Here is a 22905-nt window from a genome sequence, read left to right on the forward strand (position 1 = left end):
TGGGGTTCGCCGGCGGCAGGTGGGCGCATCTTCGAACTAGCTATCGCCTGCCTCCACTTGTTCAGGATCACACGAGGGAATTTGCGAACCGATACCTCCCCAGCGAAACCACTGACCTCCCCGACACCGAACAGCAGTCACTTGCGATTGATCCCGCCCACCTGCGATGGGTGCAATGCAACGACGATAAGGGCGTTACCACTTGTGTAGCAGAACTTTTGAGGCTGATGGGTCGGACAGGCTCTGCCGGTGTTGCCAATGCCGACATCACATTCCTCTGTGATGATGCGAAATTGGGCTCGCTCGTCTGCGATGGCCTGATGCGCAACGGGGTTGCAACGATTGCTACTTTTGGGCGTGATTACGCCCAGCGTAGACGCGAAAAGATGGGCCTTTACATGGGGCGCGCCGAGATCAAGGCGACCACCCTTCACAGTTTCAAGGGCTGGGAGTCGCGAATGCTCGTGGTCTATGTCAGCCAAGCCTGGACACCGGAAAGCAAGGCGCTGATTTATGCGGCGCTGACGCGCGTTAAACGAAGCCCGCTGGGCAGTTGGATTACCATCGTCTCCGCCACTCCTGAACTAGCTGACTACGGTGCAACTTGGCCTGATTATGTGTGTGCCTAGCGACACAGACGCATCAGTGACACACCTCGCCGAGAGCCCTGCTATGTCGCCCAAGCCACTCAATCCCAGGAACTTGCTTTGTGAGGCCGAGCAAGGGCTGCGTTCGTTTGGGCTTATGTTGCCAGCGTGGTGTCGCCGACGAAAACTTCAGGCATCACGAGCCTCAAATCATCCAAAGCCTTCGGCCCCGCGAGCAGCGCAACAGCCTTGATGAACTGTTGGCTTGCACCAGTCCGAATGACCTGCCCAGAGATTCTAGCAAGATACTCGTTTCGTTCCGCACGCAGGTTGGCTACCTCTTCGTTGATAACGGCCTCAACAGCCCCGTTGGACCCGCCGCTCACAGAAGAAAAATCAGGAACGCGGTATGTAGTGGTCTGAATGACAACAGTCTCTGGGTTCTCGTTCATAATGGCTGCCAAATCCTGCTTCGACCGCTCATATATTTCTCTGCCCTGGGGTGAGAGACCGTCCTGCCACGCCAAATGTTTCATGCTGTGTTCGGCATGTTTCAGTGCGTGATGGAGGATGCTGCGTTCCGTAGAAATGCAACGTCGTAGATCGAAGGTCGCTGGATGCATCAGATATGGCCTAGCTGTTCAATCCCGATTTCAGTTGGTCTGGTGCTAGCGCGATAAAGTCCTGCGATCTAGGCCGGTGACGCTTCATTTGGCGTCGGATTTTCCGGGCCGCTCGATTGCCCGCTCAACTACGTCGCAGGCCTGTTGAGATAATCGGACACCGTCTCATACGAGTGGGACATGTCGAGCATCTTCACCTCCATCATCATCATGACGGCAAAGAACCATGCAGCGGAAAAACCGCCGCGTGAGACCTTGTTGCGAAGGTTCCGTTCGTTTTCTTCGATCCCGTGGTCCCACATCAAGTTTGCTAGGCCTTCATAGGTAAGCCGACGCTTCGCCATTTCCGCCTTCAACAGGCCCTTGGCGACACTCAACCCTGCCGCATCCATGGCCGCAGCGTTGGCCTTGGGGTCGAAATCGTCGACGAACTCGCCCGACTCATCGGCCATTCTAATCACCGCTTCTAATGTCGTCCGTCATCATATGCGATGACGATTGCCTTGACTCTCTCGCCTAAACCGTGCGAGTGACATCACATCTGATGTCACTTGTAGCGGAAAGGACGGGTTGGGCCAGCATTTTCTTCTTTCGGCGAAAGCCCGGACGCTTAGCGTTCTCGAAGTCGCTCGTATGAGTGACGACGAGGCCTATGCGGTCTTTAAGGAGATGCGGTTCGCGGAAAACGGTGGTGAGCCTTTTTGTCCTCGGTGCGGCTGTGACGCCATCTACACCTACAAGGTCCGGCGTGAGTTCAAGTGTAAGGCTTGCGACCACCGTTTTACGCTGACATCTGGCACGCTGTTCCGGGGACGCAAGATGGCCATCAAGGACATCCTGGTCGCCATCTTGCTGTTCGTGAATGGGGTGAACGGTAACGCCGCGCTGCGCCTAAGCCGCGACCTTGGCTGCGCCTACAAAACGGCGTTCGTGCTGCTGGCGAAATTACGCCGAGCCCAGATGGCGATGCAAATCCAATACCAGTTGACAGGCGAAGTCGACATCGACGGCTTGTGGATTGGCGGCTACATTCGCCAAGAGAACATGGTTGTGGATCGCGAATCGGACGGTCGGAAGCAGTTCAGCGGCAAGCGCCGGTCAATCGTCACGATGCGCGAGCGACGTCCTGGAGGGCGGTCTCGCGCCGTTGTTGTTGCGAACGAAAAGGCGGCAGTCGACATCATCAAGAAGGTCGTAGCCCAATCAGCACACATCATCACTGATGAGCAGCCCGCTTTTAGCAAACTACACCTGCATTTTGAGGAGCATTCTACGGTCAACCATAGCCTCGGTCTGGTGGTTGGTGGGGTTCACACCAACCCTGTCGAGTCGCAGCACACTCGAATCCGTCGGGGCGAGCGAGGTGTCTACCTCCACATTTCGGGGAACCACGCGCAGCGGTTCGCGCACGAGTTTTCGTGGCGCGATGATTTTCGCCGGTTAAGCAATGGTCAGCAGTTTCGGAAGCTGCTCGGCAGCGCGGCAACGATCTCGCCCGATCTCGAACTCGCTGGCTATTGGCAGAAGCGGCCGAAGAGTGTCCGTGATCTCAATCGGCGGCGCGCCTTAAAGGTGCGGACGCAGAAAGCGAGGGGGGCGAAACCCAAGCCGATTTCTTACACGGCACGCGCCACCGTATAGGTTTGCCCTCGACTTTCTCAACGTCACCATCAGCCAGGCGCCGCTTCATAGAGCCGTGGATGGCTGCGTCCAGTCGCGCGATCTCGCGCTCCGTAGCCGGCACCTTAAGATCGACAGCCACCATCCTTGCGATGGCCCGCACGGGCATCGGCTCTCTCGCCGCCTTCAGCACACGATAGGCGGACTTGGAGATTGCGCCTTGGCGTCCCGGCTTATGCTGGTGAAGCGGTGTTAGGTGGTCAGGTGTCCAGAGAGCATCGACCTGGGATCGGAGGAGGTAGTCCAGTTTCTCCATCTTCTCTTTGAGGACCTTCCGCTCCGCGACGATCCGCTTGTCGGCCGCCGCTATCATCGCGACACCGATCATAGTTTCGGTAGCAAGTTCAGCGCGCTCGTAACGGGACATGCAGATGCGATAGTCACGTTCGAGTTTAGCGCGGATTGGGCTGGTCATAGCGGCAGCAAGGATTGCCAGCGTCTAAGATCAGGTGACCAGACGGCCTAAACGGACCGTCAATTTCACTCGCTTGCCTTCGGCTGCGCTCATGACCGGCTTCGCCGGCGTGACCTCCGGTCCACAGTGCAGCCATATCCGTCCCCATCAAAGGGCGCGTGACGGCCATTGCAACCTGAAGACTCTGGTCACGAATCGTCAGAATGTGAATGAGCCCGCGATGCGTCAACATCGCGGGCTCGTCGAAACCGCCGAGGCGGCCCCGGTGCTGTGAAGCCCGCCGAGTAGAATCGGTGTCGCACTCAGGGTCAATCCGGCCTTACCGAAAGGGCCACAGAATGGCCGATCGTGCTGTGCGTAAAACCGGGAAAAACTCGCAGGGGGACATTACCCGCCTCTGCAACGAAGGCGATCCGTGGTCGCCCCGCTCAAAAGCAGATGCAATCCACGACATCGAGAACGGCATTCACACCTATCATGTGCCGTGGACGAGCGGGCGGACGGAGATCAGGGTCGTCAACGATTCCACCAAAGGAAAATACCTGCGGACGGATCGCGACACGACGACCCGGAACAATCTGGACGACCTGCCCGACTGCTGAAAATGCCGAAAGCGGCGACGCGCGACGTGCGTCGCCGCATCATTCGTTGCCGCCAAGTTGAGCAGGTTGACGAGTCGGCGACCATCTGCGCCCCATAGGTGTTGCCCGTCTGTTCCAGATTCTTCCGCTGGAACGAGCGGCTACGAACAGAGGACCAGATTTGCAGGGCCGGCCTCTGTTCGACCTGACCTCCATCGGCCCGAGGGCCGCCATTAGAAGGCTACCGAACGCATGACATCCCCCGACTCCCGCGTCCAGCGGATTTCGTCAGAGGCCGATCCATGGCGTCGCCAGCGAGAGATCGCTCGCGCCGTCAGGCACGACTTTACCGATGTGCTGAAGTTTCATGGCGCAAAGGGCAAGGACTACGCCGTCTGCACCAACACCATGTACGTCGAGGCGCTCGGTAAGAGCGCCCAGCGGTTGCGGGTTGAGCGCGGCCTGGGACCCAAGACCAACCTTCGTAACTTTATGACCGTCAGCGAACTCGCAGTCATATCATTCGGGGAAGTTCTTGCGGGCGAACGGATCGTTGAAGAACGATGCGATGGGGGTGAAGAGTGTCGGCTGGCTACCGCACAGTCGGCACGGTCGCTCCGGGCGTGCATCGAAACGGAGCGGCGTGGCCGAAAGAGCAAGCAGCCGGTTGCGGCGAACGATCAGGCAAAAGCTGAGAAGGCGGCGTGAACTTGGAGGCGGGCCTCTGGCCCGCCTCCCATCACTAAGGTCGTCATGATCTCAGCCGCCGAAAGACTCGTTCAAGAGCGTCCAGTCGAAGTCGACGACGACCCACTCGACCACTCTGTCTGACCTGATCTTGAACCCTTGTGCCGAGAGGGCCGCAGCGTCTTCTTTGCTCAATCTACCCTTCGTTCCGTGGCTACCACTACCGTCCAAGTTCACCGCCACAACCTGGTCGCCGTGGCGACCAAAGACATGTGCGTGAACATCTCCCGACCCATCACCGAGATGGGTAGGTCGATCTATTCGGATGCCGTTCTTGAATCGGCCGTCGATCGTCTTGCCTTCCAGCAGAAGCGACGCCTCGGCATGGGGTGCTACGAGCACCGCGTCGAGCACGGGGCCATCGGCGATCAGGTCGATAAGTTCGCGCATCATACTGGTCTCGTGGCTGGGCTGGTTGACGGTGAGTGAAGCCGTTTAGGACGCTAGGTGCGTTTGCGCCATAACAACGGAATACTCGGGCAGTTCGTCCAGAAACAGCACCCCGTTGTGCGCCAGGGAGGCTTCGCCCGGTTTCGCGCGCAGACCGCCGCCGGTCAGGGCCGCCATCGAGGCCGAATGGTGGGGGGCGCGAAAGGGGCGGTCGCGCGTCAGGGCGCCGCGCTCGATCAGGCCCGCCACCGACCAGACCATCGAGGTTTCCAGGAGTTCGCGCGACGTCAGGGGCGGCAACAGGCCCGGCAGGCGCTGGGCCATCATCGACTTGCCCGATCCCGGCGGACCCATGAACAACAGATTGTGGCCTCCGGCGGCGGCGATCTCCAGCGCGCGCTTGGCGCTTTCCTGGCCCTTGACCTCGCGCAGATCGGGCACGACGCCGCCGCCGGCAAGACGCCCGGGTTCGGGCGCGCGCAGCACCTGGACGCCCTTGAAATGATTGACCAGGCCGATCAGGGAGCGCGGCGCCAGGATGCGCGTGCCGCCCGCCCAGGCGGCTTCCGGCCCCGTCGCCTCCGGGCAGATCAGGCCCAGGCCCATGGCGTCGGCCGCCACCGCGGCGGGCAGGGCCCCGCCGACCCGCGCGATCTGACCGTCCAGCCCCAGTTCGCCGATGGCGGCCCAGCCGTCCAGCGCGTCCGGCGCGATCACCCCCATCGCCGCCATAAGGGCCAACGCGATGGGTAGGTCGAAATGGCTGCCTTCCTTGGGCAGGTCGGCCGGCGCGAGGTTGGCGATGATCCGCTTGGCCGGCAGGGCCAGGCCGACGCCGGCGAAGGCGCCGCGTACGCGCTCCTTGCTTTCGGCCACCGCCTTGTCGGGCAGGCCGACGATGTTGAAGACCGTCGGCCCGTCGCTGCCGACCAACTGGACCTCAACGTCAACCCGCCGCGCCTCGACCCCGTCGAAGGCGACCGTCACGACTCGCGCAACCATGCCGTTCTCCCGCTACCTGCGGAGAACGAACCATGAACTATAATCTAATTCAAGTAGTGTCACTGCAACTCAGGCGGCGCGCTTCTTCTCGATCACCTCCCACATGGCGGCGGTGGCGTCGACGCCGGTGAAGTTGAGCAGTTGCTGGGCGCCCGTGGGCGAGGTAACGTTGATCTCTGTCAGCCAGTCGCCGATCACGTCGATGCCGACGAAGATCAGGCCGCGTTCCTTCAGCGTCGGGCCGATGGCGGCGCAGATTGCCTTGTCGCGCGCGGTCAGTTCGACCGGGGCGGCCGTGCCGCCGACCCGCAGGTTGGAGCGGACCTGGTCCTTGGCCGGAATGCGGTTGATCGCGCCGACAGGTTCGCCGTCGACCAGCAGGATGCGCTTGTCCCCGGCCGAGACGGCGGGAATGAACTTCTGGATCACCAGCGGATCGCGCGAGGCCATGGCGTGGATCTCGATCAGGGCCTCCAGGTTCGGATCGCCGGCCTTCAGCCGCACCACGCCCGATCCGGCCGCGCCGTGCAGCGGCTTCAGCACCACGTCGCCGTGCTTCTCGTGGAAGGCGACCAAGGCGACAGGGTCGGAACTGACCAGGGTGGGCGGGGTCAGGTCGGGAAAGCGCGTGACCAGCAGTTTTTCGGGCGCCGAGCGCACCTCGGCCGGATCATTGACCACCAGGGTCGTGGGATGCACCCGCTCCAGCAGATAGGTGGCGGTGACATAGGCCATGTCGAAGGGCGGGTCCTGACGCATCAGGATGACGTCCACGTCCTTTGCCAAATCCAGCCGCTGCTCGGGGCCGAAATCGGCGTGGTCGCCCTGCTTGCGCCGCACCGTCACCGGCCGGGCGCGGCAGAACAGGCGGCCGTCCTCCAGCGCCAGGGTGCGGAAGTCATAGACCCACAGCCGATGCCCGCGTTCCTGACCGGTCAGGGCCATCAGGAAGGTGGTGTCGGACTCGACATTGACGGCCTCGATGGGGTCCATCTGGATGGCGACCTTCAGAGTCATTTTCTTGGGCCTATCGCGCCTGGCGCTGCTTGAGGCCCGGTGGGCGCGTCGCGCCGAGGGCCGGTGAGGGTTGGGTGGCGGGATTAAATCAATCCAGCTGACGGGCTTCCTCGGGCAGCATGATCGGCACGCCCTCGCGGATCGGATAGGCCAGCTTGGCGCCGGGCGAAACCAGTTCGCCCGCTTCGCGGTCATACGTTAGGCGGCCGCGCGTGACGGGACAGACCAGCACCTCCAGAAGGCGGGGATCGACCGAGACGGGGGTGTTGAAGGCGTCGCTCATTCTTGGTTGGCCTATCGTGCTGCGCACTACTTGAGGTAGTTCTTGGGGGCCTATCGCGCTTCGCGCTGCTTGAGGCCCGTTGTATGCGACCGTGGGAGGGAGAGCAAAATCCGGCCGCTGGACCTATTGCATCGAATGCGGGGGGCCGTCCTCGCCGCCGTCGGCGGCGTCGATCCGCATCAGGGCGTTCAGGGCGTCGGCGCGGTCGGACAGGGTCAGGCATTCCAGCAGGGCCTGTTTCTCGGTCGGCTCGAACGGCAGGGCCATGGCCAGGCTGTTGACCAGGGCCTCCATCGGCGCGCCCTCCGCCGTGTCCCAGTCGATGTCCAGCGACCGGTTGGTCAGATAGCCTCGCAGGGCGTCCAGAAAGGCCTCCCGATCGAACTCGGCGGTTTCCAGCGGCGCGATCAGGTCGGCGTCATAGGCGTCGAACGACGCCCGCACCTGGCGATAGGGCGTCTTGACCGGCAGTTCGGCGGCGATGCGGAAGCGCGACACCCCGGTCAGGGTGATCAGATAACGCCCGTCCGACGTCTCGGCGAAGCTGGTGATCCGTCCGGCGCAGCCGACCGGCGACAGGCCCGGCAGGGTCGCCGATCCGCCGTGCGGCTGGACCATGCCGATGATCCGGTCGCCGGCCATGGCGTCGTCGACCATGTTCAGATAGCGCGGCTCGAAGATATTGAGCGGCAGCTGCCCGCGCGGCAGCACAACCGCCCCCGCCAGCGGGAAGACCGGGATGACCTGGGGAAGGTCCAACGCCCTGACGTAGCCTTGCGGCATCTTCACTCCCGTATCGCCCTAATGTGTGTCGACCCTGCGAAACCCGATCAGGAAAACAGGATGGACGAGAGGCGGCGCCGCCCGTCGCGAGAGACGTCGGACGTCAGGCCCGCCGCCTCGAAGATGGTCAGGAGCTGTTTCCTGGCCGCCTGGTCGTTCCACTCGCGATCCGCCTTGACGATGTGCAGAAGGTTGTCGACCGCGCCCTTGAAGTCGCCGGCGGCGCTCTGGGCCTCGGCCAGGTCGAAGCGGGCCTGGTGGTCGTTCGGATCGGCCGCCACCTTGGCTTCCAGTTCGGCCGAGCCGCCCGCCGGGGCGTTCGCCGACAGGGCCAGTTGGGCGCGCACGCTCTGGACCGCCGGCTCCTTGGAATCCTGCGGCGCCATGGCGATGGTCTGCAGCGCCTGTTCGCGGTCGCCGCCGGCCAGATAGACCCGCGCCATGCCGGCGATGGCCTTTTCGTTCTCCGGCTCGATCGACAGAACGTGAGCGAAGGCCTGGGCCGCGCCGCCCATGTCGTTCAGCGACAGCGATTCCTCGCCCAGCTCCAGCAGTTGCGCGGTCTCCGTCGACCCGCCCTCGCCGCCGGTCAGCTTGTCGATGAAGGCCTTGATCTGGCTGTCGGGAATGGCGCCCTGAAAGCCGTCGACCGGCTGGCCGTTGACGAAGGCGTACACCGTGGGAATCGACTGGACGCGCAGCTGGCCCGCATAGGCCGGGTTTGCATCGACGTCGATCTTGACCATCTTCACCGCGCCCTTGGCGGCGCGCACGGCCTTTTCAAGCGCGGGGCCCAGGGTGCGGCACGGGCCGCACCAGGTGGCCCAGAAGTCGACGATGACCGGCTGGGTCTTGGACGCCTCGACCACGTCGGTCATGAAGGAGGCGTCGGTTCCCTCCTTGATCAGGTCGTCGGACAATGTGGGATCGGCGAAGGTCATGGTCGGGTCCGTCATCGGCTCGAAGGATCGTAACGGTCCAGATGGCGTCGGGATGCGTTCCCATCAAGCGGCGAATTGACCGCGGCCGCCCTGTCGGGCGCAAGCCGCGCGTCCCCGGAACTCGCCTTGCGGTCCTATTGGCGCTAAGGGGCGCGGCCATGCCGTCCACCGCTCCCCCTTTCCAGGCCACCGTCCTGACCATGTTCCCCGAGGCCTTTCCCGGTCCGCTCGGCGTGTCGCTGGTCGGCACGGCCTGGCGCGAGAAGGGGTTATGGAGCCTGGAAACGGTTGACATCCGCGCCTTTTCCACAGATACGCGCGGCTTCCTGGACGACACCCCTGCGGGCGGCGGTCCGGGAGCGGTGTTGAAGGCGGACGTTGTGGCTCGGGCGGTGGACAGCCTGCCGGGGCCGGGGCGGCCGCTTTTGTACATGAGCGCCAGGGGCAGGCCCCTGACCCAGGCGCGCGTCAGGGAATGGGCGAAGGCGGACGGGATCGTCGTGCTGTGCGGCCGTTTCGAAGGGGTGGACCAGCGGGTGCTCGACGCGCGCGGGTTCGAGGAGGTCTCCGTCGGAGACGCGGTTCTCGCCGGCGGCGAGGCGGCGGCGATGGTGGCGATCGAGGCGTGCGTAAGATTGATCCCCGGGGTGCTCGGCTCAGGCGAAAGCCTGTCGTCCGAAAGCTTCGAGGACGGGCTTCTGGAGCATCCGCAGTACACGCGACCGCGGACGTTCGAGGGGCTCGACATTCCCGAGGTGCTGCTGTCGGGCGACCACAAGAAGGTCGACCGATGGCGCCAGGCGCAGCGGGAGACGACCACGCGGGAGAGACGTCCGGACCTCTGGGCGGCGCATCTCGCCAACTTACAGGCAAGGGGCGCAAAGCCCGAGGAGAAATGACATGAACATCGTCCAGCAGCTCGCTGCCGAAGAAAAGACCCGCGTTCTCGGCGAACGCAAGATTCCCGAATTCCAGCCGGGCGACACCCTGCGCGTCAACGTGCGCATCAAGGAAGGCGAGCGCGAACGCGTTCAGGCCTTCGAAGGCGTCTGCATCGCCCGCGACGGCACGGGCGTGAACGAGACCTTCACTGTCCGCAAGATCTCCTTCGGCGAAGGCGTGGAGCGTCGCTTCCCGATCCTGTCCCCGAACGTCGAGTCCATCGAGGTGAAGCGTCGCGGGGTCGTGCGGCGCGCCAAGCTCTATTATCTGCGCGACCGTCGCGGCAAGTCGGCCCGGATCGCCGAACGCCAGACCGTTCGCCCGGCCAAGGGCGCCGTGGTGCCGGAGTCCGGCACGGCCGACAAGGCGGGCGACGAAGCCTGATTTCGGCTTCGAACCTGAAATGAAGAAGGCCCGGCGGCGACGCCGGGCCTTTTGCTTTGGCGTATATATACTTTGCAAACCTGGTGAGTTTGGGCTAGATTAAGCGGGTCAAAGAGGCCCGCTCATGTCCGTTCTGTCCAAGCCCTATTTCCACGATGAAGAAGCCGCTTTCCGCTTCGTTGAAGGCCTGATCTGGTCGAACGGACCCGTCTGCCCGAAGTGCGGCGGCGTGGATCGCATCAGCGCGATCAAGGCGAACCCTGAGAAGCGCGTCCGCTACGGCCTCAAGAAGTGCGGTCAGTGCAAGAGCCAGTTCACCGTCCGCATGGGAACCATCTTCGAGGAATCGAAGCTGCCCCTGCATAAGTGGCTCCAAGCCATCTACCTGATGTGCTCGTCCAAGAAGGGCATCAGCGCCAAGCAGCTGGAGCGCACTCTGGAGGTCACTTACAAGACGGCGTGGTTCCTGGCGCACCGCATCCGTGAAGCCATGCGCTCTGGCGAACTGGCGCCCTTCGGTCAGGACGGCGGCGCGGTCGAGGTCGATGAAACCTACATCGGCCGCGAACCCGGCAAGCCGGTCAAGCGCGCCTTTCACCACAAGATGAAGGTGCTTTCGCTGGTGGACCGCTCCACCGGTCAGGTCCGTTCGGTCGTGGTGGACAACATCCGTCCCGCCACCATCGCCCCTATCGTGCTGGACAACCTGCACCGTGAAGCCCGCCTGATGACCGACGAAGCTGGTCACTATCTGGCGGTCGGCCGTCAGTTCGCGGAGCACGGCGTGGTCCGCCACGGTCAGGACGAATACGTCTCGACCGACGACCGCACCATCCACACGAACACCATCGAAGGCTACTTCTCGATCTTCAAGCGCGGCATGAAGGGCGTCTATCAGCACTGCTCGAAGAAGCACCTGCACCGCTACCTTGCGGAGTTCGACTTCCGTTATTCGAACCGGTCGGCGCTGGGGTGTGAGGATCAAGAGCGCGCGATGCGAGCGGTGATTGGCGGCGTTGGAAGGCGCCTGATGTACGCCAACTAGGTTGGGCCAGATAACGTTATCAAGAGACGCCAATCAAATCGGAATCAACAGGATTGACGTGCATAAGTAGGGGAAAAATGCACAATGTCCTTGGATGTGAAAGAAACACGCCCCGGAGAGGCTTTCGATCAAATCCAAGTGCGGTCCCGGTAGGATTCGAACCTACAACCCTGCCTTCGCAAAAAGCTCGCTCTATCCATTGAGCTACGGGACCCACAAAGGAAGAGCCGAGGAGTTACCGCTCCTCGGCTCTTTTTCGTTCAACTCACAACTCGAAACCCCGTCTCAAAAGGGGTTTGGCGAACCGGTGCGTGGCGCTTCTCGAAATAGCGCTCGCCCTCGTAGACCAGCGCGCCATCACTCTTAAGGCGGGACAGAACCGACGCCACCGTGTCCTTAGCAACGGTCGGGACAGCTTTCCGGACTTCCGCCTCAACCTCTTGCGTGGTGGCTCCTTGCGCCCCGACTTGGGCCATGATGTCCAACACCACGGGCTTGACGCTGGGGGATCGGCTCCGAGGTTTGGAAGCAACTTCCAGAACCTCCCCATTGATCTCGGCCCGAAGCTCCACCAAGGCCTGTTTCGCCGCCTGAAGCCGTTGAATTTCTGCTTCGATGCGCTCTAGCTTGGCTTCTAGGGCTTTCATCTGTTCTCTCGCATTTGCCATGTGCTATCCTTTGGATGTGAAAGACATGGTGCCCGCGACAGGACTCGAACCTGCACGCCCCGGAGAGGACTTCGGTTTTAAAGACCGCTGTGTCTACCATTCCACCACGCGGGCACGGGTTGATAGGACCACGGTTAACGCCGGTCGTCAAGCCGGTTGATAGCTATCAAGTTGTGGAAGGATACTCGTGAACGAACCCAAAACCCAAGCCGACAAGTTCCGCGACATGGCGCGGGAGCTAGAGGCCGACGAGGACGAAGCCGCCTTTGAAGACAAGGTGCGAAAAATCGCGGTCGCGCCTAAGCCCGACGAACCTACAGATCAATCTGCTTGACGGTGATATCGAACGACTCGGCCAGCCACGTGTCGAACCGCGCGGGACTGATGCCGCTCGTCGTCAGCTTGCCTTCTCGGATCAGGCGCAGGAGAGACTTCGTATCCAACGGCAGGAAACGCAGCTTCGGGAACTGGCGGAGGTCCACGACGACGTAGCGCTCCACGTCCTCAACGGAAGCGATCAGGTCTTCCATGGTGGCGCTGCGACCAGAGCCGATAAACTTCGACTTTTGGAACTTGAGCGTGTTCCGCATGAAGCATCGAACGGCGATGTCGAAGCGACCTATGTCACCCAGCGCGACGGCGGCGTCAGAGCCAGGAAAGTTGGCGTTCGTGTGAGCCGTATACTGGAACAGCTTCTCTCCCCAGAGTTCGGCGAACCAAGATGTGACGCGCGGGTCTTGGAACTTGGACACAACCTGCTCTGGCGTGAGGCGAAGCGCCTTTCCCAACTCTTCAGCCGACAGAGTTGTCTCAAGGATGGTGAGCTTCGGCTTCGCCATTAGAGCGCTTTCAGGCGCGCTACGGCCGCCGACGCATAGACAGGATCAATTTCAAAGCCGATCCCTTCACAGCCGAGTCTTTGCGCTGCTACCAGGGTGGAACCTGCGCCAAGGAAGGGGTCGAGCACTACTGCATCATCGATGCCATGTAGCTTGATGCACCGCTCCGGGAGTCCCGGCGGGAATCCTGCCGGGTGATCGAATTTCTGAGCCTTGGAGCGGACGGTTTCATACGGGATGAACCACACATTCCCGGCGCAGCGCTTATCCCGCGCATGGCCCCAGCGCCCGATATTCGATTTGTCCTTGAAGGGGACGCCGACTGCCAAGCGGTTGATCTCCACCGAACCTGATTTCGTGAAGTGGAAGACGGTCTCGTGATTGTTGTTGAGGTAGCGCTTGCTTGTGATGGGCTTGAAGTGACCGACAGTGTCGTCGCCGATGCTAACCGACTTGATCCAGCTGATAGTATTTTGAAGTGTGAAGTCGGCGCGGAAGGCGTTCGCGACATCCATCGCCACCCACGGATCAGCGTTGGTGCTGCCCACGTTGAGGAAGAACGAGCCGTTGTCGTTAAGCGTGCGTGCGATCTCGCGCCCAATCTCGCTCAACCACGCCAGATACTCCGAGCGGGGACGCCGATCATCGTAACTGCGGTAGGCTATCCCGATATTGTAAGGGGGCGACGTGACCACGACATCGACAGAGCCGCTAGGGCGAGCCCGCAGTTGCTCCAAGCAGTCGCCTAAAACGACGGTCTGGTTGCCGATCTCCCACTTGTTCTCGTGAACGGACGGAGTGCGGGCGGGGCAGTCGTAATAGGCATCTAAGGTCATCGCGAACTCCATGGCGGTCACCTTATCGCACCATGCCCCGACAGAAGCGGACGTACAAGTCCCCCTGACCGATAAATCTCGGGTGTGACCTAGGCCAGAATGTCCCTTAGCGACCGACCGAAGGCGTCAATAAGCCGACTTTCGAAGCCGCCAGTGGTGTATCGAATGTGGCGAATGACGCGGCCGAGTTGAGCGTCCGTGAGGCTGATCTCACCGTTCGCCTTCACGGCGCGCTGCAACGACCTTCCGAACGACTGAAAGCCGCCTGCCCCATTGAGGGGGCGCATCAGCGCTGCCACCTCATCGGCACTCAGATTGAACGTAGTTTCTGGCATGCCCGACCATACCAGCCATCCCCCGGCATGGGAATGGGTTTGCAAACTACATATACTCCTTTGCTTTCTCTAGGTCGGATACAGCGGGTTGGAGGCGTCTCGCTGGCTTTGCAGGCTGTGCTTCAGCGCGTGCATCTGGTCGTGGCCCGCCTTCACCGCCTCGTAGTTCCGGCGCACCGTCTCGCGCGTGGTGGCCGAGATCTGGCCGTCGTGCAGGGCTCGCTCGAACTTCTGGGCGATATAGCCTTCACCGTTCTCGATGGATCCGACGACGGAGTCGTCGTTGCGCAGCAGGGCGTGTTTCACGTCCAGGAAGGCGCGGTGGGCCTTGGCCAGGATCGATCCCTCGGCCTCGGGGTCGCCGCCCATGCCGCGCACGGCGGCGGACAAGTCGTGGACGACCCGTTGACGTTCTTCCGCCCGGCGCTCGAACAGGGTCCGGTAGTGGGGATCGTCGGTCTCGCTGGCGGCCTCGCGGTAGCCGTCGGCGCTGTCCAGCGTGGTCTCGATCAGGCCGTTCAGGACTTTGATGTCGTGGTCATTGGGCGTGCTCATCTCGATCGCTCCTTTTGCGGTCGAGGATGAAACCCGGAGCGCCGGGGGCCGGTTGCGTCAAAGTTTCGTGCGCAACGACCATAGCTCGGGAAAGCAGCGCCGCGTCAGGGTCGAGGCCAGATAGGCCACGCCCTCGGTGCCGCCGGTGCCGCGCCGCCGCCCGATGATCCGCTCGACCGTGACGACGTGCTTGTGCCGCCAGGTCAGCAGGGCGTCGTCCAGATCGACCAGCTTCTCCGCCAACTGATACAGGGGCCACCAACGCTCGGTGTCGCGATAGACTTCCAGCCAGGCCGCCTCGACAGCTTCGGACGGCTCGTAAGGCTGGGTCACGTCGCGGTTCAGCACCTCGGTCGGGACGGGCAGGCCGGCGATGGCCAGTTGGGCCAGGGCGTCGTCGTAAAGGCTGGGCTGGGCCAGGGCCGCCTTCAGAGCCGCATGGGCCTCGGGTCGGTCTTCGTGGAACCGGAGGAAGGTCGGATCCTTCAGGCCCAGCAGGGTCTCGAAGCGCCGGAACTGGTCGCTCTGGAAGCCGGAGGAGGAGCCCAGGACGCCCCGGAACTTCAGATAGTCGGCCGGCGTCATGGTCGACAGGATGTCCCAGCTCTGGGTCATCACCGACTGGATGCGGCTGACGCGCGCCAGGCTCTTGTAGGCGGGCACCAGGTCGCCGACGCGGATCAGCGACTGGGCCAGGGCGACCTCGTGCAGAATCTGCTTGAGCCACAGCTCCTTGGTCTGGTGGATGATGACGAACAGCATCTCGTCGTGCTGGTCGGACAGCGGATGCTGGGTCGAGAGCAGGTCGTCCAACGCCAGATAGCCGGCGTAGGTCATGTCGCTGGAACGGGTCATGGCCCGCCTATCGCCCGGTCGCCCGACGCGCGCAAGGGCGGCGGGTCAGTCCAGGCCGGCCAGGAATTCGAAGATCGCGGCCTTGGCCTCCGCCTCGTCCAGCATGGGGGCGTGGCCGACGCCCGGAACCTGGGCGAAGGCCATGTCGGGGGCCGCCTTGCGCATCTTTTCCGCGATAGCGGGGCTAAGCAGGTCCGAGGTCTCGCCCCGGATCAGCAGGGTCGGGCGCTTCTTCGCCAGCCGCCGGAACCACGGCCACAGGTTGGGGACCAGCGCCTTGGCCCCCGCCGCGCGGATGGGCACGGAGATGTCCGGGTCGTAGTCCAGCACGATTTCGCCGTCCGGCTGCTGGCGGAAGACGCGGCGGGCGAAGGCGTCCCAGTCGTCCGGGCCATAGTGCGGAAAGGCGGCGCCGTTGGTGCGCTGGACATAGGCGGCGGCGTCGCCCCAGTCTCCGATCTCGACCGGCTGGCCGGTATAGGCGGCGATGCGGGCCAGGCCCTCGGGCGCGACCTCGGGACCGACGTCGTTCAGGATGGCGGCGGCGATGGCGCGCGGCTTGATCGCCGCCAGCGCCATGGTGATCAGCCCGCCCATCGACGTGCCCAGGAAGACCGCCCGGTCGATCCCGGCCTGATCCATCAGGGCCAGCACGTCCTTGGCGTATATGTCGGGCGTATAGGTCATCGGGTCCGGCGCGCGGTCCGACAGGCCCCGGCCGCGCACGTCGATCGCCAGGACACGCCGCCCGCTCTGGGCCAGCAGGGGCGCAACCGCGCCGAAGTCGGCGCTGTTGCGGGTCAGGCCGTGAATGGCGATGATCGGCGGCTTCGCGGCGCCCGAGCCGGGCGCATAGTCCCGCGCGAACAGGCTAAGGCCGTCCGGCGCGGTCCAGCGACGTTCGGCGACGTTCCCGGGCGCGGTCATGGCGTCATCTCCCTCGTTTTCCGCAAGCGTAATTCATCGCGCGCGGAAATGCGATGCGTCGGCCGTTCGGGCGGCCTCAGAGGCGCAGGCGCGTCCGAACGTAGGCGTCCAGGTCGCCGCCCTCGAACAGCAGGCCCTCAACGCCCGCCCGCCGCGCCGCCTCCATGTCGCTGTCCCGGTCGCCGATCAGGATGGAGCGCGCCGGGTCGATGTCGTGCTCGGCCACGGCGCGCAGTATCATGCCCGGATTGGGCTTGCGGTCGGGATGGTCCGGGTGGCGGAAGCGATCAATCACGGCGTCGGCGTGGAACGGGCAGGCGTAGACGGCGTCGATCCGCGCCCCGTCCTGCGCCAGACGCGCCGTCAGCAGGGCGTTGAAGGCGTGCATCCGGTCCTCGTCGAACAGGCCGCGCGCCACGCCGGACTGGTTGGTGACGATCACCGTGCGATAGCCGGCCGCGCTCAGCCGCCGCACCGCCGCCGCCGCGCCGGGGATCAGCCTCAGGTCCTCGTCCCGGTGCGGATAGCCGCTGTCCTCGATCAGCACGCCGTCGCGATCCAAAAAGGCGCCGGGAAGGCTCACCGCCCGGTCTCCAACAGGGCGCTGAAGGCGGTCATCAGGTGATAAAGCGTCGAGGCGGGCGCCGCCTTGTCGGCCGGGCGTCCGTCGGCGTCGTAGCTGTCCATCCACAGGCCCGGCGTTTCAGTGGCCAGATGGACCTCGAAGATCCGCCCGGTCAGGGCGACCGCCGCCTCCGGGTCGAACAGCAGGCAGGTGCGAAGGCCCTCGGTCTGGGCCCACAGCCGCCATCCGGCGTCGACCGGCCGGCCCTGGTCGTCCATCTCGCGGATCAGGAAGCCGTCGCGGCGGCCCTGGTCCCAGGCGCGGCGGTGCAGGACCGTCGCCGCCTCGGCCGTGTCCAGCCCCAGGCGCCCGGCCTGGGTCAGCAGCCAGGCCCACTCTTCCATGTGGCCCGGCTCGACGATGTGGCCGGTCTCGGGGTCCAGGTCCCAGGTCTCGGTGAAGAATTCGCGCAGGGCGCCGTCGATCTGGAAGTGTGTGCGGCTGAGGCGCAGGCTCTCGCGCGCCGCGGCTTCGAACGCCGGATCGGGAGCCGTCGCCTGCCACGCCAGCATGGCTTCCAGCAGGTGCATGTGCGGGTTCTGGCGGCGCGGCAGCCGGGCGGGCAAGGCTTCCTGCCAGCCGCCGTGAGGTGCGGCCATCAGCGCATTGATCGCCTTCAGGGTCTGCAGCGCCAGCGGCCGGGCGCGCGGATCGCCCAGCACCCGGTGCGCCGCCGCCAGGGCGAACAGCACGAACGCCATGTCGTAGAGGTCGGGCGTGGGATCCACCACGACGCCGGCGTCGTCCGTGGCCGACACCCACAGGCCGTCGTCGCGGCGGCAGGTCGCGATCAGTCCATCCAGGCCCGCGCGGGCGACCGCCCGGCCATCCTCGAAGCCCAAGGCGGCGGCTTCGCAGAAGACATAGACTTGGCGCGCCTGAACCCGCGTGCGTCGCTTGGCCCCGCGCACCGGCCGGCCGTCGAAGTCCAGCAACTCCCAGAACCGGCCCTGGTCGTCCGCGCCCCGCGCCGCCCACAGCGGCAGGGCCTGGTCGAACAGCCAATCGGCGACGCGCGTGCGGACAGGGGCGAGATCGGTCATGACCGACCGCTTAGGCGGTCCCGCGACGCCCGCCAAGGGGCCGTGTCTCCCAGCCGCCTCGTTGCAAAGGGCAACGCGAAGTGACGCCCGGCCGTTTGGTCCCTCGGCGTGGGTTTGCTAGGGACGACGATCCTTGCGGCCCCGATGCGCGCGCCGCCGCCCCGACTCTGCGTGGAGAGCGAACCATGATCCCCTTCATCGACCTTCAGGCCCAGCGCCTTCGCCTCGGCGGCAAGATCGAGGCCGCCGTTCAGGAAGCCGTCGTCGGCGGCGCCTGGGTCATGGGCCCGCAGGTGCGCCAGTTCGAGGCGGACCTGGCCGCCTTCGGCGAGGCGAAGCACGCCCTGGGCTGCGCCAACGGCACCGACGCCCTGGCCCTGCCGCTGATGGCGTGGGGGATCGGGCGCGGCGACGCCGTCTTCGTCCCCAGCTTCACCTTCGCCGCCACCGCCGAGGTCGTGCCCTGGTTCGACGCCGAGCCGGTCTTCGTCGACGTGGACGAAAACACCTACAACATGGACCCGGCGGCGCTGGAGGCCTTCCGTCATGCGCTGGCCGAGCCGAACGGCATCATCCTCGTCACCGGGCCGACCGGCTCGGGCAAGACGCTGCTGGCCCAGACGCTGGCGCGCATCATCGACGTGCCGTTCACCATGGCCGACGCCACGACGCTGACCGAAGCCGGCTACGTCGGTGAAGACGTCGAGAACATCATCCTGAAGCTTCTTCAGGCGTCCGACTACAACGTCGAGCGGGCCCAGCGCGGCATCGTCTACATCGACGAGATCGACAAGATTTCGCGCAAGTCGGACAACCCCTCGATCACCCGCGACGTCTCGGGCGAGGGCGTTCAGCAGGCCCTGCTGAAGATCATGGAAGGCACCGTCGCCTCCGTGCCGCCGCAGGGCGGGCGCAAGCATCCGCAGCAGGAGTTCCTGCAGGTCGACACCGCCAACATCCTGTTCATCGTCGGCGGCGCCTTCGCCGGCCTGGAGAAGGTGATCTCGGCGCGCGGCGAGGGGGCCTCGATCGGCTTCGGCGCCAAGGTCAAGGAGATCGACGAGCGTCGCACCGGCGAAATCCTGAAGCAGGTGGAACCCGACGACCTGATGCGCTTCGGCCTGATCCCCGAATTCATCGGCCGCCTGCCCGTGCTGGCGACGCTGGAAGATCTGGACGAGGCGGCGCTGGTCACCATCCTGACCGAGCCGAAGAACGCCTTGGTCAAGCAGTACAAGCGCCTGTTCGAGATGGAGAATGTCGAACTAACCTTCACCGACGACGCGCTGTCGGCGGTTGCGGCCAAGGCCATCAAGCGCAAGACCGGCGCGCGTGGCCTGCGTTCCATCCTGGAAGGCATCCTGCTGGAGACCATGTTCGAACTGCCGACCTTCGAGGGCGTCGAGGAGGTGGTGGTCAACGCCGAGGTGATCGACGGCAAGGCCCAGCCGCTGCTGATCTATTCGGAAGCCTCCAAGAAGAAGGCCGACGGCGCCGCCTGATCCGGGCGCTCCCGCGATGATTTGAAGGGCGCGGTCTTATGGCCGCGCCTTTTTCGCAACTAGCCGAAGGTGAAGGCGAAGACCTGGACGCCGGGATCGAGGAATTCGATCTCGAAGGTGCGTTCGCGCACCGGCCCCGACTGGCGCACCAGCTGATACAGGCGCTCTCCGTCGATGCGGCCGACGCCCTGGGCGTCGATGTCCGAGCCGGCGTCGGCGCCGGGGGCCTGGCCGTCGATGCGGACCCGGAAGCGCGGCGTGGCGCCCGGTACGGCGGGGGCCATGACCAGGTGCAGGTCGCGCGCCTTGAAGCGGAAGGCGACCCGGCCGCCGGCGGCTTGCAGATCGGCATGTTCGCGCGTCACGCGCCACTCGCCAGCCAGGCTCCAGTCGTTCAACGCCAGCGAGGCGGCCTGGTAGGTCTTGACCACGTCGCGGGCCAAGCCGCCGGGCGAGCGGAAGTTTTCGGCGCGCGCATAGCCTGTATAGGTTTCAGGCGAGGCGACTTGGGCGAAGTCGGCCGCCATCTCCGCGCCCGCCGTCGTCACTTGGACCGTCGAGGCGTCCACCTGAGCCCCCGCCTCCTTCAACAACTGCTGGATCACCCGCTCGGAGCCTTCGTAGTCGCCCTCTCCGAAGTGGTGGTGGCGGATGCGGCCCTGAGCGTCGATGAAGTAGTGGGCCGGCCAGTAGTTGTTCTTGAACGCCCGCCAGATGGCGTAGTCGTTGTCCATGGCGACCGGATAGGTCACGCTCAGCCGTTCCACGTTGCGACGCACGTTGGCCTGCGACTTCTCGAAGGCGAACTCGGGCGTGTGGACGCCGATCACGACCAGACCCTGGTCGCGGTATTTCTCGGCCCAGGCCTTCACATAAGGAATGGAGCGCAGGCAGTTGATGCAGGAGTAGGTCCAGAAATCGACCACCACCACCTTGCCCTTCAACTGCTCAGTCGTCAGCGGCGGGGAGTTTAGCCAGGTCGTGGCGCCCGTCAGGGGCGGCATGACGCCCTCGATCGGCAGGTTCGCCAGATCGGCTGGCGCGGCGTTGGTCGGGGCGCCCGCGCCGATGCGGGTCAGCAGCGCCTGTTCCACCCGCCCCGTGCCCGCCGCCGACACCCGGGTCAGCAGGCCCGTGTCCAGACCGAAGGCGATGACCGCGACGCCCACCAGGACCAGCGCGCCCAGGCCCCGACGGATCCATTCGCCCGCGCCCAGCGCACCCTTCATGGCGCGGAACACCCGGCCGCCGACCAGGAGAGCCAGGGCCAGCGAGGTGGCGGCGCCGGCGGCGTAGGCCAGCAGCAGCACCGTCGTTCCGACGCCGGCGCCCTGCAAGGCTGCGCCGGTGAGGATCAGTCCCAGGATCGGACCCGCACAGGGCGCCCACAACAGGCCCGTGGCCACACCCAGCAGAAGAGATGAACGCACGTCGCCCTCGTCGCCGGTGCGCCTTTCGGCGCGTTCCGTCAGCCAGGAGCCCAGAGACACGAGGGGGCGCATCAAACGGTCGCCGATGGCGGGCAGCAGCAGGCTGAGCCCCAGGACGGCCATCACCGCCAAGGCGATCCAGCGGCCCGCTTCATTCGCTCGCACCGCCCAGCCGCCACCCAGCGCCGCCAGGGTGGCGACTCCTGCAAAGGTCAGCGCCATTCCGACCAGCAGCGGAAATCCGTTCCGGATGAAAGGCTTGTCGGCGCGGGCGAAGACGAACGGCAGAACCGGCAGGATACAGGGACTGACGATGGTCAGAACGCCTGCGAGGTAGGACAGCAGAAACAGGATCATCGCGCGCCTTCGAAGGACTATCCGTCTAGATACGAACGAAAGAGCGCATCGGTTACCCGGCGCCGGGCGCAGCGTCCGGCGGGTCCCTTTTCGCCGTCGGCTCCGGCTCGGGGCGAGGCGGCGTGAAGGCCTGCGCCAGGCCGTGATACAGTCGTTGCTTGCACACCAGGCGCGCCGCCACGTCGGCCACGACGGCGGCGGCGAACAGCGGCAGGATCATGCCGCGATTGGCGGTCATCTCGGAGATGATGACCACCGCCGTCAGGGGCGCGCGCACCACGCCGACGAAATAGGCGATCATGCCCAGCAGCACGATGGCGCTCCGGCTGTCGTTGGGAAACAGGTTCGACATCAGGCCGCCCAGGCCGGCGCCGACCGACAGGGACGGGGCGAACACCCCGCCCGGCGCGCCCGACAGGCTGGAGGCCAGGGTGGAGACGAACTTCGCCGGCGCGAACCAGAAGGGTTGGCCTTCCCCCTCCACCAGGGTGCGGGCCGCCTCGTAGCCGGTGCCCCAGGTCAGGCCGGTCAGCACGCCGATCACGGCGACGACCAGGCCACAGACCAGCGCCGTCAGCATCGGTCGCCGCCCCAATGGCGAGTTCGCCGCCAGCAGCCGCAGCGATATCCGCGAGAACAGGCCGCCGGCGATCCCGCCCACGACGCCGACCACCAGGGCGATGGGCAGGGCCTTCACCCCGGACACGACCTCACGCACCACGCCGAAATAGACGTAGTCGCCCGCCAGGCTCAGCGGAACCAGGCCGGCGATCACCACCGCCGCCATCACCAGCAGCGTCATTCGCTGCTCATAGGCCGAGGCCAGTTCCTCCAGGGCGAAGGCCACGCCCGCGATGGGGGTGTTGAAGGCGGCCGCGACCCCGGCCGCGCCACCGGCGATGATGACCGCGCCATTGACCGGCACGCGCAGCAGCCGGTGGGTGGCGACCATGATCGAGGCGCCCAGTTGCACGGTCGGCCCCTCGCGACCGACCGATCCGCCGGCCAGAAGCGCGCCCAGGGTGGCGAAGGTCTTGAAGGCGCCGGTGCGGATCGACACCAGGCCGCCGGTGCGTCCGTTCTCGACATGGCGCGCCGCGGCGATGATCTGGGGAATGCCCGATCCGCGCGCCAGGGGCGCATAGCGCCGCGTCAACCAGGCCAGCAGCACGAACCCGGCGGGGGTGACGATCAGCGGCGCATAGGGCCAGGCCTGGGTCAGGCCAGTGAAGAGATGCTGCGCCCGGTCCGCGGCGTTGGCGAAGAACCAGGCGAACAGTCCCACCCCGACCGCGCCGCCGCCGGCAGCCAGTCGGCTTTTCCAGACGGGACCGATGTGTTCGCGCCAGGCGGCGCGCAGAGCCGCGCGGGAGGGGGAGGCCATTCTTGCTCTTTCATTCAGCGGGAGCCGTCCGGGCCTACGCTCTCAGGCGGATCAGGGCAAATGCCGGACGCCATGCGCCGGGCCCTCGAGCGGCGTTGCACACAGTTTGCCGACGCATAGCGCGCCGCG

28 protein-coding genes, 1 tRNA gene and 1 pseudogene are annotated in these 22905 nt (G+C 64.9%); 10 read left to right on the forward strand and 20 right to left on the reverse strand.

Features of this window, described 5'->3' with window-relative positions; translation table 11 throughout:
* A partial coding sequence (locus tag B2U11_RS02870) for a hypothetical protein (protein WP_292069836.1) occupies window positions 1-629 on the forward strand: 629 nt, incomplete at its 5' end.
* Window positions 630-742: 113 nt separating this feature from the next.
* Here B2U11_RS02870 and B2U11_RS02875 read toward each other — a convergent pair.
* Both B2U11_RS02875 and B2U11_RS02880 read right to left on the reverse strand, forming a co-directional pair.
* Window positions 743-1210 (reverse strand): hypothetical protein, encoded by a 468-nt coding sequence (locus B2U11_RS02875; protein WP_292069837.1) that lies wholly within the window; start codon window positions 1208-1210, stop codon window positions 743-745.
* A gap of 128 nt (window positions 1211-1338) precedes the next feature.
* Window positions 1339-1662: a DUF6471 domain-containing protein gene (locus tag B2U11_RS02880; RefSeq protein WP_292069838.1), complete on the reverse strand. Its 324-nt coding sequence runs from the start codon at window positions 1660-1662 to the stop codon at window positions 1339-1341.
* A 118-nt stretch (window positions 1663-1780) separates the two neighbouring features.
* Between B2U11_RS02880 and B2U11_RS02885 the strand changes: the two genes are divergently transcribed.
* The 4 genes from B2U11_RS02885 (at window position 1781) to B2U11_RS02900 (ending at window position 4594) form a co-directional block, all read left to right on the forward strand.
* Window positions 1781-2851: an IS1595 family transposase gene (locus tag B2U11_RS02885; RefSeq protein ID WP_414632928.1), complete on the forward strand. Its 1071-nt coding sequence runs from the start codon at window positions 1781-1783 to the stop codon at window positions 2849-2851.
* Window positions 2852-3396: 545 nt separating this feature from the next.
* The gene (locus B2U11_RS02890) at window positions 3397-3579 is read left to right on the forward strand and encodes a hypothetical protein (protein WP_292069841.1); all 183 of its coding nucleotides are present in this window, start codon (window positions 3397-3399) and stop codon (window positions 3577-3579) included.
* 64 nt (window positions 3580-3643) lie between these two features.
* Window positions 3644-3907 (forward strand): DUF3892 domain-containing protein, encoded by a 264-nt coding sequence (locus B2U11_RS02895; protein WP_292069842.1) that lies wholly within the window; start codon window positions 3644-3646, stop codon window positions 3905-3907.
* Window positions 3908-4138: 231 nt separating this feature from the next.
* On the forward strand, window positions 4139-4594 hold the full coding sequence (locus B2U11_RS02900; protein ID WP_292069843.1) for a hypothetical protein: 456 nt from the start codon (window positions 4139-4141) through the stop codon (window positions 4592-4594).
* Window positions 4595-4645: 51 nt separating this feature from the next.
* Here B2U11_RS02900 and B2U11_RS02905 read toward each other — a convergent pair whose 3' ends face one another.
* The 6 genes and pseudogenes from B2U11_RS02905 to trxA form a co-directional block, all read right to left on the reverse strand.
* Window positions 4646-5026 (reverse strand): hypothetical protein, encoded by a 381-nt coding sequence (locus tag B2U11_RS02905; RefSeq protein ID WP_292069844.1) that lies wholly within the window; start codon window positions 5024-5026, stop codon window positions 4646-4648.
* A gap of 72 nt (window positions 5027-5098) precedes the next feature.
* Window positions 5099-6025 (reverse strand): annotated as a pseudogene (locus B2U11_RS02910) (YifB family Mg chelatase-like AAA ATPase); the annotation flags it as partial.
* 69 nt (window positions 6026-6094) lie between these two features.
* The gene (gene gshB, locus B2U11_RS02915; protein WP_292069845.1) at window positions 6095-7042 is read right to left on the reverse strand and encodes a glutathione synthase; all 948 of its coding nucleotides are present in this window, start codon (window positions 7040-7042) and stop codon (window positions 6095-6097) included.
* An 88-nt stretch (window positions 7043-7130) separates the two neighbouring features.
* Window positions 7131-7325, reverse strand: a complete 195-nt coding sequence (locus tag B2U11_RS02920) for a Trm112 family protein (RefSeq protein ID WP_292069846.1) — start codon at window positions 7323-7325, stop codon at window positions 7131-7133.
* Between the two features lie 123 nt (window positions 7326-7448).
* A complete protein-coding gene (locus tag B2U11_RS02925; protein ID WP_292069879.1) occupies window positions 7449-8108 on the reverse strand; it encodes an LON peptidase substrate-binding domain-containing protein in 660 nt (219 codons plus the stop codon).
* Between the two features lie 47 nt (window positions 8109-8155).
* Window positions 8156-9049, reverse strand: coding sequence for a thioredoxin (gene trxA / locus B2U11_RS02930; protein WP_292069848.1), 894 nt, complete (start codon window positions 9047-9049; stop codon window positions 8156-8158).
* Between the two features lie 158 nt (window positions 9050-9207).
* On the opposite strand from trxA, the gene trmD reads away from it, so the two are divergent.
* The 3 genes from trmD to B2U11_RS02945 all read left to right on the forward strand — a co-directional run bounded on the left by trmD (window position 9208) and on the right by B2U11_RS02945 (window position 11420).
* Window positions 9208-9948: a tRNA (guanosine(37)-N1)-methyltransferase TrmD gene (trmD, locus tag B2U11_RS02935; protein ID WP_292069849.1), complete on the forward strand. Its 741-nt coding sequence runs from the start codon at window positions 9208-9210 to the stop codon at window positions 9946-9948.
* 1 nt (window position 9949) lies between these two features.
* Window positions 9950-10375: a 50S ribosomal protein L19 gene (gene rplS / locus B2U11_RS02940; RefSeq protein WP_292069850.1), complete on the forward strand. Its 426-nt coding sequence runs from the start codon at window positions 9950-9952 to the stop codon at window positions 10373-10375.
* Window positions 10376-10499: 124 nt separating this feature from the next.
* Entirely contained in the window at window positions 10500-11420 is a 921-nt protein-coding gene (locus tag B2U11_RS02945; RefSeq protein WP_292069851.1) for an IS1595 family transposase, read from the forward strand.
* A 141-nt stretch (window positions 11421-11561) separates the two neighbouring features.
* Here the strand turns inward: B2U11_RS02945 and B2U11_RS02950 are convergent.
* Window positions 11562-11634, reverse strand: a tRNA-Ala gene (locus B2U11_RS02950).
* A 46-nt stretch (window positions 11635-11680) separates the two neighbouring features.
* Window positions 11681-12067 carry a hypothetical protein gene (locus B2U11_RS02955; protein ID WP_292069852.1) on the reverse strand — a complete coding sequence of 129 codons (387 nt, stop codon included), beginning with the start codon at window positions 12065-12067 and terminating at the stop codon, window positions 11681-11683.
* A gap of 208 nt (window positions 12068-12275) precedes the next feature.
* Between B2U11_RS02955 and B2U11_RS02960 the strand changes: the two genes are divergently transcribed.
* Window positions 12276-12422, forward strand: a complete 147-nt coding sequence (locus tag B2U11_RS02960; RefSeq protein WP_292069853.1) for a hypothetical protein — start codon at window positions 12276-12278, stop codon at window positions 12420-12422.
* Here the strand turns inward: B2U11_RS02960 and B2U11_RS02965 are convergent.
* From B2U11_RS02965 to B2U11_RS03000, 8 genes are all read right to left on the reverse strand, one after another.
* Entirely contained in the window at window positions 12403-12927 is a 525-nt protein-coding gene (locus B2U11_RS02965) for a hypothetical protein (protein WP_292069854.1), read from the reverse strand. The two genes, B2U11_RS02960 and B2U11_RS02965, sit on opposite strands and share 20 nt — an antisense overlap.
* Window positions 12927-13775: a DNA-methyltransferase gene (locus tag B2U11_RS02970; protein ID WP_292069855.1), complete on the reverse strand. Its 849-nt coding sequence runs from the start codon at window positions 13773-13775 to the stop codon at window positions 12927-12929. Before B2U11_RS02970 ends, B2U11_RS02965 begins: the two co-directional genes overlap by 1 nt.
* 77 nt (window positions 13776-13852) lie before the next feature.
* Window positions 13853-14143 carry a hypothetical protein gene (locus tag B2U11_RS02975; protein WP_292069856.1) on the reverse strand — a complete coding sequence of 97 codons (291 nt, stop codon included), beginning with the start codon at window positions 14141-14143 and terminating at the stop codon, window positions 13853-13855.
* A gap of 24 nt (window positions 14144-14167) precedes the next feature.
* On the reverse strand, window positions 14168-14653 hold the full coding sequence (locus tag B2U11_RS02980; protein WP_292069857.1) for a PA2169 family four-helix-bundle protein: 486 nt from the start codon (window positions 14651-14653) through the stop codon (window positions 14168-14170).
* Window positions 14654-14710: 57 nt separating this feature from the next.
* Window positions 14711-15508: a tryptophan 2,3-dioxygenase gene (locus B2U11_RS02985; protein ID WP_292069858.1), complete on the reverse strand. Its 798-nt coding sequence runs from the start codon at window positions 15506-15508 to the stop codon at window positions 14711-14713.
* Between the two features lie 45 nt (window positions 15509-15553).
* Window positions 15554-16435 (reverse strand): alpha/beta fold hydrolase, encoded by an 882-nt coding sequence (locus tag B2U11_RS02990; protein WP_292069859.1) that lies wholly within the window; start codon window positions 16433-16435, stop codon window positions 15554-15556.
* Window positions 16436-16511: 76 nt separating this feature from the next.
* A complete protein-coding gene (locus B2U11_RS02995) occupies window positions 16512-17018 on the reverse strand; it encodes a D-glycero-alpha-D-manno-heptose-1,7-bisphosphate 7-phosphatase (RefSeq protein ID WP_292069860.1) in 507 nt (168 codons plus the stop codon).
* The gene (locus B2U11_RS03000; RefSeq protein ID WP_292069861.1) at window positions 17015-18103 is read right to left on the reverse strand and encodes an AGE family epimerase/isomerase; all 1089 of its coding nucleotides are present in this window, start codon (window positions 18101-18103) and stop codon (window positions 17015-17017) included. The genes B2U11_RS02995 and B2U11_RS03000 overlap by 4 nt, the downstream gene beginning before the upstream one ends.
* Before the next feature lie 185 nt (window positions 18104-18288).
* Between B2U11_RS03000 and clpX the strand changes: the two genes are divergently transcribed.
* Window positions 18289-19605 (forward strand): ATP-dependent Clp protease ATP-binding subunit ClpX, encoded by a 1317-nt coding sequence (clpX, locus tag B2U11_RS03005; protein WP_292069862.1) that lies wholly within the window; start codon window positions 18289-18291, stop codon window positions 19603-19605.
* A 59-nt stretch (window positions 19606-19664) separates the two neighbouring features.
* On the opposite strand, the gene B2U11_RS03010 is transcribed toward clpX, so the two are convergent.
* Window positions 19665-21392, reverse strand: a complete 1728-nt coding sequence (locus tag B2U11_RS03010) for a cytochrome c biogenesis protein DipZ (protein WP_292069863.1) — start codon at window positions 21390-21392, stop codon at window positions 19665-19667.
* A 52-nt stretch (window positions 21393-21444) separates the two neighbouring features.
* On the reverse strand, window positions 21445-22776 hold the full coding sequence (locus B2U11_RS03015; protein WP_292069864.1) for a chloride channel protein: 1332 nt from the start codon (window positions 22774-22776) through the stop codon (window positions 21445-21447).
* Window positions 22777-22905: the final 129 nt, after the last annotated feature.

The sequence above is a fragment of the Brevundimonas sp. UBA7534 genome, from assembly GCF_002479325.1.
Classification (GTDB): Bacteria; Pseudomonadota; Alphaproteobacteria; order Caulobacterales; family Caulobacteraceae; genus Brevundimonas.

Coding starts and splice junctions, on each gene's coding strand:
- B2U11_RS02920 (WP_292069846.1), bottom strand. CDS start 7,325: ATGAGCGACGCCTTCAACACCCCCGTCTCGGTCGATCCCCGCCTTCTG.
- B2U11_RS02990 (WP_292069859.1), bottom strand. CDS start 16,435: ATGACCGCGCCCGGGAACGTCGCCGAACGTCGCTGGACCGCGCCGGAC.
- B2U11_RS02980 (WP_292069857.1), bottom strand. CDS start 14,653: ATGAGCACGCCCAATGACCACGACATCAAAGTCCTGAACGGCCTGATC.
- clpX (WP_292069862.1), top strand. CDS start 18,289: ATGATCCCCTTCATCGACCTTCAGGCCCAGCGCCTTCGCCTCGGCGGC.
- B2U11_RS03015 (WP_292069864.1), bottom strand. CDS start 22,776: ATGGCCTCCCCCTCCCGCGCGGCTCTGCGCGCCGCCTGGCGCGAACAC.
- B2U11_RS02945 (WP_292069851.1), top strand. CDS start 10,500: ATGTCCGTTCTGTCCAAGCCCTATTTCCACGATGAAGAAGCCGCTTTC.
- B2U11_RS02965 (WP_292069854.1), bottom strand. CDS start 12,927: ATGGCGAAGCCGAAGCTCACCATCCTTGAGACAACTCTGTCGGCTGAA.
- rplS (WP_292069850.1), top strand. CDS start 9,950: ATGAACATCGTCCAGCAGCTCGCTGCCGAAGAAAAGACCCGCGTTCTC.
- gshB (WP_292069845.1), bottom strand. CDS start 7,042: ATGACTCTGAAGGTCGCCATCCAGATGGACCCCATCGAGGCCGTCAAT.
- B2U11_RS02955 (WP_292069852.1), bottom strand. CDS start 12,067: ATGAAAGCCCTAGAAGCCAAGCTAGAGCGCATCGAAGCAGAAATTCAA.
- B2U11_RS02900 (WP_292069843.1), top strand. CDS start 4,139: ATGACATCCCCCGACTCCCGCGTCCAGCGGATTTCGTCAGAGGCCGAT.
- B2U11_RS02985 (WP_292069858.1), bottom strand. CDS start 15,508: ATGACCCGTTCCAGCGACATGACCTACGCCGGCTATCTGGCGTTGGAC.
- B2U11_RS03010 (WP_292069863.1), bottom strand. CDS start 21,392: ATGATCCTGTTTCTGCTGTCCTACCTCGCAGGCGTTCTGACCATCGTC.
- B2U11_RS02895 (WP_292069842.1), top strand. CDS start 3,644: ATGGCCGATCGTGCTGTGCGTAAAACCGGGAAAAACTCGCAGGGGGAC.
- B2U11_RS02925 (WP_292069879.1), bottom strand. CDS start 8,108: ATGCCGCAAGGCTACGTCAGGGCGTTGGACCTTCCCCAGGTCATCCCG.
- trmD (WP_292069849.1), top strand. CDS start 9,208: ATGCCGTCCACCGCTCCCCCTTTCCAGGCCACCGTCCTGACCATGTTC.
- trxA (WP_292069848.1), bottom strand. CDS start 9,049: ATGACCTTCGCCGATCCCACATTGTCCGACGACCTGATCAAGGAGGGA.
- B2U11_RS02905 (WP_292069844.1), bottom strand. CDS start 5,026: ATGATGCGCGAACTTATCGACCTGATCGCCGATGGCCCCGTGCTCGAC.
- B2U11_RS02890 (WP_292069841.1), top strand. CDS start 3,397: ATGACCGGCTTCGCCGGCGTGACCTCCGGTCCACAGTGCAGCCATATC.
- B2U11_RS02970 (WP_292069855.1), bottom strand. CDS start 13,775: ATGGAGTTCGCGATGACCTTAGATGCCTATTACGACTGCCCCGCCCGC.
- B2U11_RS03000 (WP_292069861.1), bottom strand. CDS start 18,103: ATGACCGATCTCGCCCCTGTCCGCACGCGCGTCGCCGATTGGCTGTTC.
- B2U11_RS02880 (WP_292069838.1), bottom strand. CDS start 1,662: ATGGCCGATGAGTCGGGCGAGTTCGTCGACGATTTCGACCCCAAGGCC.
- B2U11_RS02875 (WP_292069837.1), bottom strand. CDS start 1,210: ATGCATCCAGCGACCTTCGATCTACGACGTTGCATTTCTACGGAACGC.